Source organism: Maribacter aestuarii, from assembly GCF_027474845.2.
Lineage (GTDB): Bacteria > Bacteroidota > Bacteroidia > Flavobacteriales > Flavobacteriaceae > Maribacter > Maribacter aestuarii.
Map to the genome: position 1 here is coordinate 221670 of NZ_CP107031.2, position 19394 is coordinate 241063.

A 19394-nucleotide genomic window follows, 5' to 3' on the forward strand; every position below is an offset into this window, starting at 1 on the left:
TATCCCTACTGCTCATAAAAACTTCCAGCTAAACAAAACAAAATTATCAAACTAGGAAACAAAAAAAGTCCCGTAATACTAGCGTATAAGGGACTTTTCAGCTTGTATCCATGCTTATCTCGTTTTACTCGTAGTCGAAGTATTATTCGAAACCCTTTTTAAATCTAAATCCTGGAAATCGAAACTAAAATCGATAAAACGAGAAATCCCTTTCATTTTAATACTTTGGGCTTTGCCCTTTTCATCTAGTGCAAATAGCGCTAAGGCATCCGCTTTCATATCCTGGTATTCCCATTTTATGGCAAAAGTATTGCCGTTATAAAAAGCCATTTTACCATTCAACCTCGGCGATTTATAGGACTTAAACCATAAATCCCCATCTTTCTCAAATACTTCAACTTTTCCGAACCATTCATCTTCGTATATGCCCACATAATTGCTTTTATTGACTTTTACATTTTTATTTGCCTCCACTTCGGCCCAAACTCTTTCTGAATCGGGGTCACCCATTGGTCCGTCTTGCCGTTGCATCCCTTTGGCCATTTCAAGCCAATCGATACCAGTTTCCAATTGTAGATATTCATCCAAAAGCACAAAACCCATCAAACCGTTCAGAAAGCCTGCACCCTCGGAATTATTGAGAACCACGATACCGAGTTCCAATTCTGGAATCAAAGTCACCTCGGAAGACATGCCTGCGATCAACCCCGAATGTTCCACTTTAAAATAGCCGTTAAAATCTGACAAGAACCAACCTAACCCATATCCCGTAAAATGGACTTTAAAAGGTGACCTTGGGTCTGATTGTTTGTTCATAGGCGTGTGAACACGCCACATTTCTTGCTGTTGCTGTTCCGAGAATAAAGTTTTGTCCAAATTAGCTCCATATTTGCCTTCGTTCAATTGAACTAACATCCATTTACACATATCATTTGCGCTCGCCCAAATACCACCTGCCGCTCCGTTCATCTTCGGTTTTACGTTGGTACCCAAAGTAGATTCAGGGTTTTGTATGGCTTTCAACGTTTCACCATCAAAGGAATGGGCAATGGCAATCTTGTCATTTTTATGGGCTTCGTTATAACTGCCATAGGAATTATTCATTTCCAAGGGCTTTAAAATCTCATCCTGAACGAATGTTTCCCATGTTTTTCCGCTTACCCTTGCCGTAAGTTCGCCTGCCACAAGGTACAGCAGATTATCATAATCAAACTTTGTGCGGAAAGCCGTAGTGGGTTCGAAGTATTGAAAAGCGGTAAGCACATCATTGATTGTAAATTCCGAACCATCCGGAAAAATCATAAGGTCGCCAGCCCCAAGTCCTAAACCACTTCTATGGGTCAAAAGGTCTTGAATATTAAAGTTATTCGTAACATAATCATTGTACATTTTAAATTCGGGTATATAATCGACTACCTTATCTTCCCAATTAATTTTTCCCTGCTCCACCAAAATTGCTAATGCAGCGGAGGTAAAAGCTTTGGAATTGGAGGCAATGCCAAATGGGGTATCTGCAGTGACCGCTTCTTTTGATTCTATCGAGTTTACACCATAACCTTTTACGTGTACAATTTTACCGTCTTTGACGATGCCTATGGCAAAACCCACGGTATTATCCATGTTGTTTATTGCCTTATTGACGATGCTATCAATTTGTTTGGCAGTCATTTGGGCCTTAACCCTAACGGAAGATAATAGTACCATCAGCACCACCACGATGATAACTTTACAATTGTTGATTCCAATTCTACTGATGTTTTTTCCTGCTGTATTTTTCATGCTAAGTCATTTTTTGAATTATTGAAAATTTTTGTTCCGCCCATTTCAAGCTGAATGAAGAGGACTATGAGTATTAAGATTACGGAAGTGTATGTTAAAATGGAATGTTCAACGGTTTCAACATTTCTTGGCAGGCTGAAAAGCATTCCAAGAACTACGATCAACAGACTTGACAGTATTAATGCTTTTTTACCTTTGGCCTTGTAACGTGCAATTTGAAGTTTTAAGCTTTCTTGCTTCTGTATTATCTTCAAAATAACGCTCTCTAAGTCAATAGGCTCATTAACTTCGTTTATTTTTCCCAGAATTTCTTTTAAGTGGTCTTTATCTTCCATTCTTATATGGCTTTTTAGTTTTTTCATTCTTTAGCATCTTATAAAAACTTATTCTACCCCGATGCAAAAGGACTTTTACGTTAGCCTTGTTAAAGCTGGTTATTACTTCAATCTCCGCAACACTTTGGTCATCAATGTAATACAGTTGCAAAATCAACGCTTCTTTTGCAGGTATCTTTTCAAACACTCCTTTTATCAATTTTTTTAAATCTTGTTTTTCCAATTGGGCAATGGCGCTGTTGAGTGCGATTTTTTCGTCAGCCGTAATCGAGTATGCCTCCGTTACTTCATCTATTCGTTTTTCTCGTTTGATAAACTGCAACGCTGTATTTACCACAATGCGATAAAACCAAGTTGAAAATTTCGCATCGTTTCTAAAATTGGCCAGGGCAGCATAGGCCGTTATAAAGCTGTCCTGAACAATATCCTTGGCATCGTCCTCGCGCTTTACGATTGAAACAGCTACTCCAAAAGCCTTGTTTTGATAGGTTCTTATGAAATAACCAAAAGCGTTCGTGTTTCCATTCAAAACCTCATTTATGTAATGGGCATCCATAAAGGGCTATTTGCTTTTCTGCACTTTCTTTGCCCAGAAAAATGAAGCGATAAGACTTATACCACCAAACAAGAGCATAAAAGACGGGTAAAAAACCACTTCGTCAATTTTTAAGGCTTTTTCCAAGAGATATGCCAATAACAAACCGAAAGCAATACCAACCATCAACATTCCTAATTTCAGTTCTAGATATCGACTTGTATTGGAAGGTACATTCGTGGGAATTCCTTTTTCGATTTTTGCCATGCGCTCTAAATGCGAGGCTCTAATGAAAGTATAAATAGTATATCCTGCAGCAACAAAAAGTGCCACTAATACAACTCCTGGTCCAAAGACAAAATCACTCATGGTGGTATGTTTTAAATGTTACATCTATATGATTATTGTCAATCCAATTAGGTTACAGATTTTGCCATTTACTTTTTTAGAAGTTCCTTAACCCATTATTATTGAGCATTTTGCGCAGTTTTAAAAACGTGTTCCAAAAAATAGTGTCAACGGACTTTTTACTCAGGCGGTATGGGAAATGGCTAGTTTGGTCTTGCTTACTCCAACGGGTCGACACAGAAAACAATAGCTATAATCAATTCGGTCTTCGGGCTAAACCGAAAGGTTTCCTTATTTTTAGCAAGTCCGTAGTAGCTGTAGCTCCAATGCTTCTAAGTTGCTTTGGATAAAAATGACATAGATTATTTTACGACCAACGTCTTATAACCAAACTAAGCACTATTCCCTATGAATTTCAAACCCTTTTACTCCATCCTATTTCTTGCCGTTTTTCTACAAGGACACTTCCTTTTTGCTCAGGTTTATGCAAGAAACGGGATGGTGGTCTCCAGTAGCAAAATAGCCTCCGAAGTAGGAACGGACATCCTTAAAAAAGGCGGAAATGCCATTGATGCATCGGTCGCAACCGCTTTTGCACTGGCCGTAACGCACCCCACAGCCGGTAATATTGGTGGAGGTGGCTTTTTGGTTTTCATGGATGCCTCAGGTACGGCGACTACGATTGATTTTAGGGAAAAAGCACCTTTAGAGGCATCTCCGGACATGTTTCTTGATGCCAATGGAAAGCTTACCAAGGGGCAGAACTTGTACGGAAACGAATCGACGGTGAACCACATAGGCGCTAAATCGGTAGGTGTTCCCGGAACCGTGGCCGGTCTCTATCTAGCCCATCAAAAATACGGGAACCTACCGTGGGCAGATTTGGTACAACCTGCAATCGATATCGCAAAAAACGGTTTCCCGCTCACCTGGAAAATTTCGCGTGATGCCGCTTATTTTAGCGCAAATTCACCTGTACCGTTTTTAAAGGATTTTTTCAAAAACGACAGTGGCAATCTTACGCAATTCGGGGAGGTTTTTAAACAACCGGAGCTGGCCAATACGCTAACGGAAATTCGAGACCATGGTCATGATGGGTTCTACAAAAGACCGGTCGCCAAAGAGATCGTCAACTTTATGAAGCAAAACGGAGGCATAATTTCTATGAAAGACCTTAAGCGTTACACGGCCGTAGAACGGAAACCTGTAAAAGGTACTTTTAACGATTACGAAATCTATTCTATGCCACCGCCCAGCTCAGGAGGGGTAGCGCTAATAGAAATGATGAACCTGATGGAACTGGCCAATTTGGAGGACATCGAATTCAATTCCACGGCATACGTGCACTTGGTGGCCGAGGTCATGCGAAGGGCTTTTGCCGATAGAGCCGAGCATTTGGGAGACGCCGATTTTAACAACGATCTACCATTGGATAAACTAACGTCCAAAGCATTCGCCAAAACACGCTTTGACAATATTGATATGACCAAGGCCTCCGTAAGTGACTCCACCAAACTCGGTCAGCTTTATGATGGCACCAGTACCACGCATTTTTCAGTGATGGATAAAGAGGGGAACGCAGTATCGTTAACCTACACCTTGGAGCATAGCTACGGTTCGGGCATGGGTTCCGATAAGCTCGGCTTCATCTTCAATAATGAGATGGGTGATTTTAATCCACAACCCGGAATCACTACCAATTCCGGTCAAGTAGGTACGAATCCCAACCTTATTCAACCCGAAAAGCGAATGCTTTCCAGTATGACACCCACCATAGTGGCGAAAGATTCAAAACCTTACCTTGTTATTGGCAGTCCAGGAGGAAGAACCATTATCAATACGGTGTTTCAAACCGTACTGAATGTGTTGGCGTACGACATGCGCGTTGACAGAGCCATAGAGGCCATGAAAATACACCACCAATGGCTGCCAGATGAGATTGAATATGAGCGTGGACTGCTTTCGCCCGATACCCGTAAAGCCCTTGAAGCGATGAACCATACCTTGGTCCCTACAAATTCATTAGGTGCGTTAATGGGCATCCAGGTGGATGCTGAAAACAAGGTCTTAATCGGTGCCGCGGATTCTTCGAGACCAGATGGTGCGGCAATAGGCTATTAAAGTATCTAATTTTATCTAAAGTTGGCTACACCTAAGAAGCATTACGCCCATCATTTTATTATAGCTCCGCTGTGATACCGATGCAACAAAAGGAAGTTTCAGATGCTACCGATCAAGAATTTATCTACAAAGTAAAAACATCATATGACCAACGCCACAACCAATGCCATATTTATAGGATTTCTAATAGGTATCATAATCTACAGTGTAGTAAAGAATAGCGTGGGGTTTTTCACCATAATTCCCTTGTTCTTCATTTACCTACTGGTTAAAAAGTCTAAAAAATAAAATAAGGTAAGTCCAACCAAAAACTGACGTTTTAGAAACTATAGCCAAAACAAACAAGGTCATGGTTTTTTTTATTCTTGGAGATTGGGTCAGATAAGACGTTTAAAATATTTGATGCTCATAGTATTACCCTTTTTGTTTTTTCAGTAACTTTCTAGTAGATATATTTTCAGCATGGAAAAATTTACATTAGCTATTAATGGTGAAACTTTTGAGGTGGAAACTGCTGCGGACACCTCATTGCTATGGGTACTGCGAGAACATTTAGGCCTCACCGGCACCAAATACGGCTGTGGTATTGCACAATGCGGGGCCTGTACCATTCATATCGATAAAAAGCCCATGAAGGCCTGTATGTTAAAGGTGGGTACATTGGCGAACGGACAGAAGATTACCACCATAGAAGGTTTGTCCGAAAATGGGGACCACCCTGTTCAAGAAGCATGGATTGAAGCTCAGGCGCCACAATGCGGCTATTGTCAGTCGGGTCAAATCATGCAAGCCGTCGCCCTTTTGGAAGAAGAACCAGCGCCCTCCAGGGAAAAAATAAAAAGTTACATGAACGGTGTACTTTGCCGTTGTGGTACTTATCTGCGGATAATAAAGGCCATTGAATTGGCTGCTGCTAAAAATCTGGTGAACTAGAATTAAAACTTACGATTATGTCCACAACATCCAAATTGGTCAACCGAAGGGAATTTTTAAAGTCTTCCAGTGGCGTAGCCCTCTTTATTGGCGTATCAGGTATTCTGCCCCAATTAATCTCTTGTGCGGATACCAATGCGGTTGCCGAACAATTGGAAAAGCATCAACTCACTGCATGGGTGCAAATCACTGAAGATGGTGAGATTACCATTTATAACCCAGCCGCAGAAATGGGGCAAGGGTCCATGACCTCTTTACCCCTACTCTTTGCTGAAGAAATGGACGCAGATTGGTCCAAGGTCCACGTTGAATTTTCGCCACAGGAAACGGAAATATACGGTGGAAAAGGTTGGGCACCCGGAAGTAAACTTATGTTTACCGTAGGTAGCAGAACCACGAACAGCTATTATGAAACGATGCGAAAGGCCGGCGCGCAGGCACGTTACGTTTTGCTCCATTCAGCGGCAGCACATTGGGGCGTTCCCGTTTCCGAATTGACAACAGGCGATAGCTTTGTTTTCCATGAAAGCAGCGATAAGAAAATAAGTTATGGGGAACTCGTTCCCTATTTAACAATGCCGGAGGAGCTTCCTGATTTTACGGTAGAGCAACTAAAACAACCGAAAGATTTTCGATTAATCGGTAAAGATATTCCGCGTACCGAGATTCCGGCCAAGGTAGACGGAAGCGCACAATTTGCCATTGACATCCGTCTACCAGAAATGGTTTACGGGGTTTTGGAACGTGGAAAATTACATGGTGCTAGACCTACCTTACGAAATGAGGAGGAAATTTTGGCCCAGGAAGGCGTATTAAAAATAGTACCCTTCGACTATGCCATTGGTGTGGTCGCCATGACCTTGGAACAGGCGTTAAAAGCCAAAAGCCTGCTTCAAATAGATTGGAGTGATTCCGATGCGTCCGGTTTTAATTCGCAGGAAGTTTACGAGGACTATGAGAGAATAGCAGCGCAGGGCAAGACCGGCAAGGTGGTTACAAAAATAGGCAATATGGATACTGCGCTTCGGAACACTTCTAAAACCTACACTGCCGACTTTAAAAACGACTACGTATACCATGCCCAACTAGAACCCCTGAATGCCGTGATACGGGTGACAGAAGATTTACAAAGTGCGGAGGTTTGGGTGGGTAGTCAACAAGGGGCCGATACCAAATTAGGTGTGCCCAACATTTTAGGCATTTCCCCAGATAAAGTAAATGTTCATTTGCAATACCTTGGTGGTGGTTTTGGAAGGAGAAGCATGAGTGACTTCGTTGCGGAATGTGCGGTGTTGGCCAAAGAAATGGCCCCGCTTGCCGTGAAACTGATTTGGACACGCGAAGATGATTTACGCTACGGTACGTTTCGCCCCATTTCCCTTCAGCGGCTCAACGTATGTTTGGACAAATCTGGCGAAATAAATGGGTTTTCGCATATGGTCATCGGTGATGGGGGAAATTTAGTGGCCAGTGGGGTACACAACTCGCATTACAACATACCGAACCAATTTGCTGAATGGCGCGAAACTAGGCATGGTGTCCGACTTAAACATTGGCGTGCCGTTGGCCATGGCCCGAATAAATTCGCCATTGAAAGTATGTTGGATGAAATTGCCTTGGACCAAGGTACCGACCCGGTGGCTCTTAGGAGAAAATTAATGGCAGATTCTCCCAGGGCACTGGCCACTTTGGAAAACGTCGTAGAAATGTCCGATTGGAGCGCTCCAACTGCCGCAGGTCGCGCAAAGGGAATCTCCTTTGTTGAACACGGATCTCTAGGAACCGGTGTCTGTGAAATTTCCGTGGACCGAACGACAGGAAAAATTAAGGTCAATCGTTTTTGGATCGCCCTGGATGCAGGTGTTATAGTGCAACCCGATAACGTAAAAGCGCAAATGGAAGGCGGCATCATCATGGGTATGAGCAGTGTACTTTACGAACAGGTTACCGTGGTAAACGGTGAAGTACAACAATCAAACTTTCACGACTATTCGTTATTGAGAATGCAAGATGTGCCCGATAGTATTGAAACCAAATTAATTGCATCTTCAGAAACGCCCCAAGGTGTTGGTGAGACGGCAACCCCAATGGTCGCAGGTGCTATCGCGAATGCTTTTCTAAAATTGACGGGGAAAAAATTGCGGCACCTTCCCTTTACTCCCGAACGTGTTTTGGAAGTTTTGAATAGCTAAGAATTGAGGTAATGATATGACTGTTTTATTATTGAAAATCTCATATATGTCCATTTTTGTCCCACACGCCAGGCAACTTTCGGTCACTTCCCCGGCGTTGGAGTAAAATTTGGTATCTTTAATTGTTTAAAAGCCAATTGTCCTATTATTAATTCATAAAACAACAAAATCATGAAACGACTGAAAGAACTAAAATACTTTACCCTGGTAGTCCTTCTTTTTAGCTTCGTCGCAGCTGGATCTCTAAGCTCTTGTAGGGAACAAAAGAAAGAAGAAAAAACCGAAGCGGAAGCCGAGCATCCCGAAGGTGAAGAACACCCTACGGAAGAAGGCGCCGCCAAAGAAGAACATCCTGAAGGTGAGGAACATCCTACTTCAGAAGGTGAAGAACACCCAGAAGGCGAAGAACACCCAACGAAAGATTCTATTTCGGACTAGGGCCAAACCATATTACAAGGTCTCCTTATCCGATTTTCTTTGGAACGAAAAGAATGTTTTAGGAAAGACAGGTACATCACCTTCTTCCATAACAGGATAGGCCATAAAGTTAATCGACCCGGATTTAGGTCCGGGTTCTAATTTTAAATCACGTCCACGGGTGAATTCGATACGATTTGCCGGATGCCTACCAAAATAGTACGTGGCAAGTTTGGAATATTTATTCGCCTCACTGATATCAACAGGCCACCATTTCCCTTCAGCGTAAAATTCTGCCCAGCAGTGATAACCATCAATACCGCCTTCATCTCGATCTGAAGGAATTGAGGCCCCGACCGCAAATCGTGCAGGTATCCCGGCCGATCTGGCTAAAGAAATAAAGAGTGAGTGAAACTCCGTGCAATTCCCGGTAAGTGCATCACAGGCATACACGGCATCACCTGTACCGTAGGTGCCAGCCTTGATATAACTCATATTATCAATTATATAATCATATAAGGCTCTCGCACGCATTAGGGTGCCTCCGTAACGCTTATCACCCATAATAGAATCGGCAAGGGTCTCAAATCGAAAGCCCACGGGCATTAGCAAACTGGCGTCTAAATAGCGCGCTGGCCACGTATTTTCTTCGTAGGGTTTTTTCTCCTTTCGTGATACATCGTAAACCAGCTCTACTTTCTTACCACTATCCTCTGGCAAAAGTTCCATATATAAAACCGAATTGCCGTATTCCTTTTCCTCAAGCATTTGATGCTCCACGGGAGTTTTGAGCGTTGTTAACCTTACATCTTGAAAAGTATCGCTCTGCGGAACGGGAATCCAAATTTTTGCTGATTTCTTCATTTCCGGTAAAGTAACCTCGTACCTGAATTCAAATTTGTCTTCGCCCTCAATAACGCCTAGTAAATCATTTGAAGCCTCTTGCACAGGTACCCTATACCATGTCTTATCCTTACGTTGTTTCCACGTATACATAGGTTTGCCGTTAAGTTTGTGCAGCGTAGTTTCGGTAACTATCATACTCCCTGGATCTCCTTCCAAGAAAAAATCCACATCATAGACATCGCCACTTACATCGGCCAAATCAACACAGGCAAAATGACGTCTTGGTCCTAAATTTGAAAGGTATTCCGTATGAACACGTACCAGTTCCAAACGTAGTTCCTTCCCCCCGGATTCCATATGAAAATATCCTCCTCCCTCTTTTACTTTTTTTGCGATGTTGGCCTTGATACCTTCCTCTATATCGCTAGTAACTACCGTGGGGATGTGCTCTGCCGTGAGCATTTTCTTTTCTTTTTTCTTTTCGGTGCTTGAATTACAGCCCATGACTAGGGCAAGCGTTACCGTTAGAATAATTAGCGAGTATTTCATATTTCTGTCCTATAAAGCGTTGTATGAATTTACAACAATTACCTTGTTCTCCCAATTGAGTTTATAGTGATCATAAAAATCTGCTACTGAAGATATTTGGGGTGATGGTGCAGATCGTTCCCATACACCTCGAGTACTTAAATTAGCTACTATTATAATGACGACCAATGGCGCTAATTTGTTAATTTGAAATGTTAACATAGCGTTAATCCCAAACTCCAAAGCAGGAAGTACAAACTTTTTAGTTTCATTTTTTGTAGTTTTAAAACTAGGGTTAATCTTCCATAATTTGCCCAATTAATCATTTAAAACCAACCAGAAAATGAAAAAGGTTATCAAGTTTGCTTTACTTTTTTTCTTTACTTCATGTGTAACACTCCATAGTAGCGCACAAGAGGAATCCGAAAACCCTTTTAAAGGATTAGAATTCAGAAATATCGGGCCCGCAATGACCTCGGGTAGAATCGCCGATATCGCCATACATCCCGAAAACGAAAATATATGGTATGTGGCCGTGGGTTCTGGTGGTGTTTGGAAAACTACAAATTCCGGTACTACATGGAAACCGTTGTTCGATAAAGAAAAAGTATATTCCATAGGCTGCGTCACCATTGACCACAACAATCCCCATACCATATGGGTAGGGACCGGCGAAAATGTCGGTGGGCGTCATGCTGGCTTTGGTGATGGTATTTATGTGAGCCATGACGATGGAATGAGCTGGAAAAATATGGGATTGGAAAATTCCGAACACCTATCTAAAATCATTGTACATCCTGAAAATTCCGATGTAGTTTGGGTAGCTTCGCAAGGCCCCCTTTGGAGCAAAGGTGGTGACCGCGGAGTTTTTAAAACTACCGATGGTGGAAAAACCTGGAAACGAACTTTAGGGGATGCGGAATGGGTAGGTGCGACCGATATGCTTATCGACCCGAACAACCCAGATGTGTTATACGCGGCCACATGGCAAAGACACCGAACCGTAGCTGGTTACCTAGGGGGTGGACCCGGCTCTGGACTTCATAAAAGTACCGATGGGGGAGAAACATGGACGGCGCTTAAAAATGGTCTCCCCAAATCCAATTTAGGCAAAACCGGATTGGCCATGTCACCCTTCGATTCCGATGTCATCTATGCAGCCCTTGAATTGGACAGAACAAAAGGTGGAGTCTATATGACAACGAATGGAGGAGAATCTTGGGTAAAAAAATCAGATGCCGTATCAGGTGGTACCGGGCCGCATTATTACCAAGAATTGATTGCGTCACCACATCATGAAGGAACACTTTATTTTATGAACAACAGTGCCTTGGTTTCAAAAGATCACGGAAAAACGTTCACGAATATGAGTCGATCCAATCAGCATAGTGATAGCCATGCTTTGGTCTTTAAAAAATCTGACCCAAATTACTTATTGATCGGTACAGACGGTGGCTTGTACGAAAGTTTTGATGGTACGGAAAGTTGGAAATATGTGCGCAACTTGCCCATTACTCAATATTTTAAAATCGCGGTAGATGACGCCGAACCTTTTTACAATGTTTATGGTGGTACACAGGATAACGGGTCGCATGGCGGTCCGTCAAGGACAATGAGTTCCGATGGTATCGCTAGTGCAGATTGGTGGAAAACACTCGGGGCCGATGGGGCACAGACCGCTACGGAACCCGGAAACCCGGACATTACCTATGGCGAATTTCAACAAGGAGCACTATGGAGAATAGACAGCAAAACAAGGGAAACGGTTTTTATTCAGCCCCAGGCAAGAGAAGGCGATCCGTATGAACGTTTTAATTGGGACGCGCCAATCGTAGTGAGTTCCCATAATCCGAAAAGATTATATTTTGCCTCCCAACGTGTTTGGAAATCAGAAAATAGAGGCGATGCATGGGAACCCATTTCAGGTGATCTTACCTTGAATCAAGAGCGAATGACCTTTCCCTATTATGGCAAATCCCAAAGTTGGGATAATGCTTGGGATGTAGGTGCGATGTCCAATTACAATACAATTACCTCATTGGCAGAATCACCAAAACAAGAAGGCTTGCTATATGCGGGTACCGATGATGGCCTTATTCAAGTCACAGAAGACGGAGGTGCAACTTGGAGAAAATTCACCCTAAATACCGTAAAAGGGTTACCTACTACACCCTTTGTAAATGACGTCCGTGCCGATCTTTTTGATGCGAATGTCGTGTATGCCGCTTTGGACAATCATAAATATGGGGATTACAAACCCTATATCATTAAAAGTAATGACAAAGGAATAACTTGGTCTTTAATAAACGGTGATTTACCGAACAAGTTGTTGATTTGGAGATTAGTACAAGACCATATAAAAAAAGATCTGTTATTTGCGGCGACGGAGTTCGGAGTATATGTAACTATGAACGGAGGCAAAAATTGGACTGAACTGGAGGATGGCATGCCTACAATTCCAATTCGGGACATCACGATTCAAAGACGCGAAAACGATTTGGTCGCAGGATCGTTCGGTAGGGGCATATTTATTTTAGACGATATTTCACCTTTGCGCGATTTTACTGCTAATATGAGTTCCGCCGAGCCCAAGTTGTTTCCAGTTAAACCGGTTAAGTGGTACAAAGAGTCCAGTAGGGTCGGTAGTCAAGGTGATGCCGAATGGATTGCGAAAAATCCACCGTTCGGTGCAAATTTCACCTATTATATGGCAGATAAAATCAAATCCGAAAAAGATGTCAGAGAAGAAAAGGAAAAGAAGGGAGCTGCTGGATTCCCAGGCTGGGATGCTCTTGAGGAAGAATACAGACAAGACGGACCGTCAATTTCATTAGTCATTAAAGATGAAAGCGGAAATGTCATCAACACCGTTGAAGGCACCAATAAAAAGGGTTTTAACCGTGTGAGCTGGAATTTAAATTACCCCAGTAAAAGTGGAGAACGATTGGAAGTACCAAAGGAACGAGGTGGATTCCGTAAGGGCGGCGTCATGGTCACTCCCGGAAATTATACGGTAACTTTAGTGAAACGTGCTGATGGCACAAATACTGTATTACAAGGTCCTGAGCCCTTTAAAGTAGAACCAATGTTCGAAGGTGCACTACCTAGAAAACCATATGAGGAAACGGATGTGTTTAGGGATGCGGCTTTTGCGTTCCAACAAGATTTAACAGCGATGGAAATTGAACTTGAAACAAGTCAACAAACCGTTGACGCAATGCTAAGAGCTTTGAATAAGGCAACTTCACCTTCAGATGATCTGTACAAACGATTGAATACCGTTAAAATCTCCTTGTTGGATATAGACAAAGAGCTTAATGGCAATTCGATTAAAGATGAAATTGGGGAGCGTTCAAATCCTACAGCAAGCGACGGTAGTTCAATAGGTTGGATAGCCTTAGGAAATACCTATGGCCCAACCGAGGAACATAAAGCCCTGCTTAGTCGTGTACAAAGTCAACTCAAGAAGGTGAAAGCCAAACTACAACCTATTGTGGCGACCACTTTACCTGCATTAGAAATTGATTTAAAAAAGGCTGGAGCGCCATGGGTAGAAGGACAAGGATTAATTAAGAATTAAATTACATTTTGAAAATTATAAAAAAGCCTGAACAGTTTGTTCAGGCTTTTTCTTTTAAGTTTGAAATGCTAAGAAGGAACCTTATCGATAGGTGCAGCATTTTATTTCAGCATGAATGGATATGCACTCCAGAAAAATCCCTAATTCCTTAAGTGTTCCGATTAACATATTCGATTGAATAACTATAATCATTTTTTCTCGAGGTTTTTACTTTGAGACCAAAGAAATGATCAACTTAGACAACCTACACGATAAGTTTTATTGATAGTTTTTCTTATTTTTATCTTTCAAAACTATATTAATGACAATTACTCAATTACAATACGTGCTTGCCGTTGCGGAATACCAGAATTTTACCTTGGCCGCGGAGAAAAGCTTTGTAACTCAGCCTACTTTAAGCATGCAGGTGCAAAAGCTTGAAGATGAGCTGGATATATTGATTTTTGACCGGAGCAAAAAGCCGATTTCCGTTACGGATGTTGGAAAAAAGATTGTGGCACAGGCAAAGAATATTGTCAACGAAGCGGCCCGTATAAAGGATATAGTAGATCAGGAGAAAGGCTACATTGGCGGGGATTTCACCTTGGGAATCATTCCTACCATAATGCCCACATTATTACCGATGTTCCTTAAGACTTTCATCAACAAATATCCCAGGGTTAACCTGATTATAAAAGAACAAAATACAGAAGATTTAATTCAGAATATACAGGACGGACATTTGGATGCCGCCATAGCGGCGACGCCCTTAGAAATTGAGTTTATTAAGGAACGACCCCTATACTATGAACCCTTTGTGGGATATGTGCCACAGGATCATCGTTTACGTGGTGTTTCTGAACTTACCCCAGAGGATTTAAATGTATCGGATATCCTGCTCTTGCAAGACGGACATTGTTTTCGTGAAGGTGTACTAAACCTGTGTAAATCCCCCAAAAAATTGGGTGAAGAACACTTTAGTCTGCAAAGTGGAAGTTTTGAAACGCTAATCAATCTCTCCAATGAGGGTTTGGGTATGACCCTCCTCCCATTTTTGAATACCTTGGAACTGGATGAAAAGCATAAAGGAAACCTAAAGTATTTTAAAGAGCCACCCCCAGCTAGGGAAGTGAGTCTTATTTTTCATAAAAGTGAATTGAAAATACAGATTACCGAAGCCTTACGGGATGTAATTGCCAGCGTAGTCCGTGGGGCAATCGCTTTTCAGGATGTGAAAATTATTAGTCCCATGAACCATGCATAAAAAAACCCGCAAATTGCGGGTTTGTAATTATGTCCTTAAATAAATTAAGCTGTCCTGTAATTCTGGCTTGTCCGTTATGAAGTGTTTCAACCAGAGTCTTAGTTCTTCGATTTCGTCCGGTAATAAGTTTGAGATTGCTTTTTTTACTTCTTTGCAGAATAGTTTTGCGTCGAAGCTTACTTTTTTGAGTACTGTTTTTGTATACTCAAGCATCGCTCTAGCCATATTTCAAAGTGTTTAATTAGTTAGTTGCATTTTGGGGGATTTCTCCCCATAAAGTTAAACAAAAATCTGGTAAGGATATTGTTCTAGTTTTGTTAAAAATTCAATAATTTCATTAGAAAAGAATAATACCTATCCGACTTAATGCATTACTAGAATAAAAATAAATGAAGAAAATACTTGCCTTCACCATTTTCATACTACTATTGGGAGCATGTTCTAGCCCTAAAAAAGTACTTCAAAAAAGCACGTTAAAGCTTCTTTCATCTGACTTTTACAATAGTCAATTTACTGGTTTACTGGTGGTTGACCCAAAAACTAACGATACAATACTCAATTATAACGGCAAAAAGTACTTTACCCCCGCCAGCAATACTAAAATATTTACCCTTTTCACAGCATTGAATATGTTGCCCGATAGTATTCCTGCTTTCAAATATCTTACTGAAAACGATACTCTTTACGTTCAAGGCACGGGAGACCCAACATTACTACATCCCTATTTCCAAAACAATCCAATTCCGGAATTTATGAAGGGTTACGAGCATATCAAACTAATCACCAACAATCTTCAGGATAACAAATTTGGTCCGGGTTGGGCTTGGGACGATTACGATTACTACTACCAACCCGAAAAAGGCAGTTTTCCTGTATATGGAAATGTGGTGACCATGAGCCATTCCTTAATCCCAAACATTTCTCCCGAGTATTTTAAAGATAGCGTGGTACCACTTTCCTATTCGAAAAATCGGGCCGAAAGCTCAAATACGTTTTTCTATTCCCCTTCTAGGGTGGACACCTTGGAGGTTCCGTTTAAGACCGACAGCGTATTAACCAAAAAGCTATTATCAGATGCTTTGCAAAGGGATATTGCAATTTTACCGAAGATACCGACAGGTCAGTTAAAAACAAAGTATAGCGTACCAACGGATACCGTTTTAAAACGGATGATGCAAGAAAGCGATAATTTTTTGGCCGAACAACTTTTGATTCTTTCCTCATCCATGCTGTCCGACACCCTTAGCACCGATAGGGTACGAAAACATGTATTGGAAAATCTGTTGTCCGATTTAAAACAACCCCCACGATGGGTAGACGGTTCGGGACTTTCCAGATACAATCTATTTACACCAGAATCCATAGTGAAAGTATTACAAAAGATGTATGGTGAAATTCCAAGGGAGCGGTTATTCGATATTTTTCCTGCCGGAGGTCGGTCAGGGACTTTGGAATCTTGGTATACCGGCAATCCGGAACCGTACATCTATGCCAAATCCGGTAGCTTGGGGAATGTTTACTGTCTAAGTGGTTACCTGATTACAAAGTCGGGGAAAACATTGATTTTCAGTTTTATGAACAACCATTTCCAATCCCCTTCCGCCGAGGTGAAACAACGGATGGAGACGACCTTTGAAAGAATACGGGATACCTATTAATTTCCCAATTGGTTCGTATTGACTTTGTTGGAAAATTTATCCAAAAGTAACTCCAGTTTTGGATAAATATGTCTTTTGCAGAAGGGCTTTTCAGGGTCAGAATAATAATAATCCTGAAACATTTCATCAGAGGGTTTGAATGATTTAAATGGATACGGTTTGGTTACCAAAGGTTTTGAGAAATCTTGCTGTAATTCCTTTAGAATACATTTTACCCGATCCGCTTGAGTAGTATCAAAAATGTAGACTGCGGAGCGATATTTCCCTCGCATGCTATGATCAGAGGTACTCTCGTGGGTATGTAAATGAATGGCAATCAGTTCCTTTAGCGAAATATCCATTTCTCTGTAATGCACGATAACCGCCTCCGAGAACGAATCGTTCTCATTGTCCGATGCCACAAAACCCTGTTCCACTTTAGTTACACCGATTAGGGATTGATACACCGCCTCGGTACACCAATGACAGCCCCCGCCTAAACCTATTTTAGTAATTTCATCCATACCTAATAAGTCGAAAAAATTCAGGAAACCAAACCGTGAATTTGCGCATACTGTAAGAGCATGATTGTCTTGGCGTCACAAATTTCACCGGTACCCATCATTTCAAGTGCATTTGAAAATTGAAGTTCAAGGACCTCTATATTTTCGCTCTCGTCATCCGCACCTCCGCCCTCACCTATTTTCATGCGGTCTTCATAGGCTCCCACGAACAGGTACAATATTTCCGTTACTGATCCGGGCGACATATAAGTCTCGAACACGCGCTTTACATTTCCAATTTTATATCCTGTTTCCTCTTCGGTCTCCTTACGTATACAATCCTCCGGATTATCACCGTCCAACAACCCTGCACAGACTTCTATCATCATCCCGTCTTCATTGCCATTAACATAGGTAGGCATGCGAAACTGTCGGGTAAGGACCACCGTACCCTTGGACTTGTTGTACAAGAGAATACCAGCCCCGTTACCGCGGTCATAGGCTTCTCGCTGTTGTGTCTCCCAAGTGCCGTTGGGTTTTTGGTAATCGAACGTGAATTTGTTCAAGGTGTACCAATTGTCAGAAAGAACCTCTTTTTTTATATTCTTGATGTTGGAATTTTTCAATGGGTCGGAGTTTTAAGAATCGTTTTAAAGGCACTAAGTTTTAAAGCCTTTCGAATCAAATATACTTTTGAAACATTTATATTCCTAACCCAACCAATTAAAAGCTTTCAGGAGACGGAAACCATCAAAAATTTGTAACTTCTTCCAACTATTAACAAATCAAAAAAGCTCACCAAATTGAAAAAATCGATAATTCTACTGTTCTGTCTAGCACTGATTACTTTTAACTGCAAAGAGAACGATACAAAGCCTGTTGATACTAAAGAACCTCCCCGAATAGCAATAGCAGGTATAGGTATTGAATCCAGTACCTTCTCCCCTGCCCAAACCCACGAAGAAGCTTTTCATGCGCGCATTGGAGATTCCATTTTTGGACAGTACCCCTTCTTTGCGGACAGTAGCAGTATAAGAAAGCGAGCGGAATGGGTGCCTACCTTATTGGGAAAAGCCCTGCCCGGTGGGATCGTTACTAGAGAGGCTTATGAGTCTATGGTATCTAAAACCCTAAAGATGCTGAAAGAAAATGGACCTTATGACGGTCTATTCTTTGATATTCATGGGGCCATGAGTGTGGTCGGACTTGAAGACGCGGAGGGCGATTTACTGCAACGCATTCGGGACGTAATCGGTATCGATGTGCTGGTTTCAACATCGATGGACCTTCATGGAAATGTTTCAGAAGGCCTGGCAAAACACAGTGACTTGATTACCTGTTACAGGATGGCTCCTCATGAAGATGCCTTGGAATCTAAAGAAAGAGCCATTATCAACCTATTGGACCGCTTGGAAAGTGGAAAGGGAAAACCAGCGTACAAAGCATGGATTCCCGTACCTATTTTACTTCCGGGAGAAAAGACCAGTACCCGTATAGAACCCGGAAAAAGTCTATATGCCCAAATTCCTTCTGTGGTGGCAAAAGAAGGAGTTATTGACGCCGCCATTTGGATAGGCTATGCATGGGCCGATGAACCACGAAATCATGCCGTGGTTATGGTGACGGGTGATGACAAGGAAGAAGTGACCCAAGGAGCCGAGCAATTGGCCAAGGCGTTTTGGGATATACGTAAGGAATTTGAATTTGTAGCCCCCGTTGCCACTTTGGACGAAAGTTTAAAACTGGCGCTAGAAAGTAAAGAGGGGCCTTACATCATTAGCGATATGGGCGATAATCCTACGGCAGGTGGAGCTGGAGATGTGACGTGGACCTTAAATGAACTTTTGGCAAGACCGGAGTTCAAATCTAAAAACGGACCATCTTTGATCTACGCTTCCATTCCCGGGCCGGAATTGATAGAAAAAGCCTTAGAAGTAGGAGTTGGAGGCGAGGTATCGGCAATGGTAGGTGCTCGAGTAGATAACAGGTATTCCCCGCCCCTAAAATTGACAGGAACCGTTACGGCCCTTAAAGAAGGAGACCGCGATGCAGAGGTAGAAGCTGTTGTACGTACAGGAAGCATAAGCGTTATCGTCACCAAAAAACGCAAACCCTATCACCATGAAAAGGATTTTACCGATCTAAACTTACATCCTAGGGAAACTGATATCGTAGTGGTTAAAATTGGCTACTTGGTCCCTGAACTTTACGATATGCGAAAAGGCTGGACAATGGCACTCACCCCTGGTGGCGTTGACCAAGATTTGGAACGTCTGGGTTATGAAAATATAAAACGTCCCATGTTCCCTTTGGATGCAGATATGGAAGAGCCTGATTTGAGTGCTCGATTGATTTCAGCTTCAGATAAATTGAACTAATCTTAAAAGTTCATCATTA

The 19394-nt window shown here is 42.0% G+C and carries 17 protein-coding genes; 9 read left to right on the forward strand and 8 right to left on the reverse strand.

Annotated elements, in window-relative coordinates:
• Positions 1-114: 114 nt before the first annotated feature.
• The 4 genes from N8A89_RS00980 to N8A89_RS00995 are packed head-to-tail and all read right to left on the reverse strand — an operon-like array spanning position 115 to position 3018.
• Positions 115-1779 (reverse strand): serine hydrolase, encoded by a 1665-nt coding sequence (locus N8A89_RS00980; RefSeq protein ID WP_281540577.1) that lies wholly within the window; start codon positions 1777-1779, stop codon positions 115-117.
• On the reverse strand, positions 1776-2114 hold the full coding sequence (locus tag N8A89_RS00985; protein ID WP_281540578.1) for a hypothetical protein: 339 nt from the start codon (positions 2112-2114) through the stop codon (positions 1776-1778). The genes N8A89_RS00980 and N8A89_RS00985 overlap by 4 nt, the downstream gene beginning before the upstream one ends.
• Positions 2104-2670 carry an RNA polymerase sigma factor gene (locus tag N8A89_RS00990; protein WP_281540579.1) on the reverse strand — a complete coding sequence of 189 codons (567 nt, stop codon included), beginning with the start codon at positions 2668-2670 and terminating at the stop codon, positions 2104-2106. Before N8A89_RS00990 ends, N8A89_RS00985 begins: the two co-directional genes overlap by 11 nt.
• Positions 2671-2676: 6 nt before the next feature.
• On the reverse strand, positions 2677-3018 hold the full coding sequence (locus tag N8A89_RS00995; protein ID WP_281540580.1) for a DUF6249 domain-containing protein: 342 nt from the start codon (positions 3016-3018) through the stop codon (positions 2677-2679).
• 387 nt (positions 3019-3405) lie between these two features.
• Here N8A89_RS00995 and ggt point away from each other — a divergent pair, with 387 nt between their 5' ends.
• The 5 genes from ggt (at position 3406) to N8A89_RS01020 (ending at position 8681) form a co-directional block, all read left to right on the forward strand.
• Positions 3406-5118 (forward strand): gamma-glutamyltransferase, encoded by a 1713-nt coding sequence (gene ggt / locus N8A89_RS01000; protein ID WP_281540581.1) that lies wholly within the window; start codon positions 3406-3408, stop codon positions 5116-5118.
• Positions 5119-5262: 144 nt separating this feature from the next.
• Positions 5263-5406: a hypothetical protein gene (locus N8A89_RS01005; protein ID WP_281540582.1), complete on the forward strand. Its 144-nt coding sequence runs from the start codon at positions 5263-5265 to the stop codon at positions 5404-5406.
• Positions 5407-5580: 174 nt separating this feature from the next.
• A complete protein-coding gene (locus N8A89_RS01010; RefSeq protein ID WP_281540583.1) occupies positions 5581-6051 on the forward strand; it encodes a (2Fe-2S)-binding protein in 471 nt (156 codons plus the stop codon).
• A gap of 17 nt (positions 6052-6068) precedes the next feature.
• The gene (locus N8A89_RS01015; protein ID WP_281540584.1) at positions 6069-8243 is read left to right on the forward strand and encodes a xanthine dehydrogenase family protein molybdopterin-binding subunit; all 2175 of its coding nucleotides are present in this window, start codon (positions 6069-6071) and stop codon (positions 8241-8243) included.
• A 171-nt stretch (positions 8244-8414) separates the two neighbouring features.
• Positions 8415-8681, forward strand: a complete 267-nt coding sequence (locus tag N8A89_RS01020; protein WP_281540585.1) for a hypothetical protein — start codon at positions 8415-8417, stop codon at positions 8679-8681.
• Positions 8682-8693: 12 nt separating this feature from the next.
• On the opposite strand, the gene N8A89_RS01025 is transcribed toward N8A89_RS01020, so the two are convergent.
• Positions 8694-10055, reverse strand: a complete 1362-nt coding sequence (locus tag N8A89_RS01025) for a transglutaminase-like domain-containing protein (protein ID WP_289644726.1) — start codon at positions 10053-10055, stop codon at positions 8694-8696.
• A gap of 322 nt (positions 10056-10377) precedes the next feature.
• Here N8A89_RS01025 and N8A89_RS01030 point away from each other — a divergent pair, with 322 nt between their 5' ends.
• Complete coding sequence (locus N8A89_RS01030) at positions 10378-13614, forward strand: VPS10 domain-containing protein (protein WP_289644727.1); 3237 nt, start codon at positions 10378-10380, stop codon at positions 13612-13614.
• 301 nt (positions 13615-13915) lie between these two features.
• Positions 13916-14857, forward strand: coding sequence for a LysR substrate-binding domain-containing protein (locus N8A89_RS01035; RefSeq protein ID WP_281540591.1), 942 nt, complete (start codon positions 13916-13918; stop codon positions 14855-14857).
• A gap of 27 nt (positions 14858-14884) precedes the next feature.
• Here the strand turns inward: N8A89_RS01035 and N8A89_RS01040 are convergent, their stop codons facing one another.
• Positions 14885-15082, reverse strand: coding sequence for a hypothetical protein (locus N8A89_RS01040; protein ID WP_281540592.1), 198 nt, complete (start codon positions 15080-15082; stop codon positions 14885-14887).
• A gap of 164 nt (positions 15083-15246) precedes the next feature.
• Here N8A89_RS01040 and N8A89_RS01045 point away from each other — a divergent pair, with 164 nt between their 5' ends.
• The gene (locus tag N8A89_RS01045; RefSeq protein WP_281540593.1) at positions 15247-16515 is read left to right on the forward strand and encodes a D-alanyl-D-alanine carboxypeptidase/D-alanyl-D-alanine-endopeptidase; all 1269 of its coding nucleotides are present in this window, start codon (positions 15247-15249) and stop codon (positions 16513-16515) included.
• Here the strand turns inward: N8A89_RS01045 and N8A89_RS01050 are convergent.
• Together N8A89_RS01050 and nudK are read right to left on the reverse strand one after the other, a co-directional pair.
• Positions 16512-17018: a peptide-methionine (S)-S-oxide reductase gene (locus N8A89_RS01050; protein ID WP_281540594.1), complete on the reverse strand. Its 507-nt coding sequence runs from the start codon at positions 17016-17018 to the stop codon at positions 16512-16514. The two genes, N8A89_RS01045 and N8A89_RS01050, sit on opposite strands and share 4 nt — an antisense overlap.
• A gap of 20 nt (positions 17019-17038) precedes the next feature.
• Positions 17039-17623 carry a GDP-mannose pyrophosphatase NudK gene (gene nudK, locus N8A89_RS01055; protein WP_281540595.1) on the reverse strand — a complete coding sequence of 195 codons (585 nt, stop codon included), beginning with the start codon at positions 17621-17623 and terminating at the stop codon, positions 17039-17041.
• Positions 17624-17800: 177 nt separating this feature from the next.
• On the opposite strand from nudK, the gene N8A89_RS01060 reads away from it, so the two are divergent.
• Positions 17801-19375 carry a M81 family metallopeptidase gene (locus N8A89_RS01060; RefSeq protein WP_281540596.1) on the forward strand — a complete coding sequence of 525 codons (1575 nt, stop codon included), beginning with the start codon at positions 17801-17803 and terminating at the stop codon, positions 19373-19375.
• Positions 19376-19394: the final 19 nt, after the last annotated feature.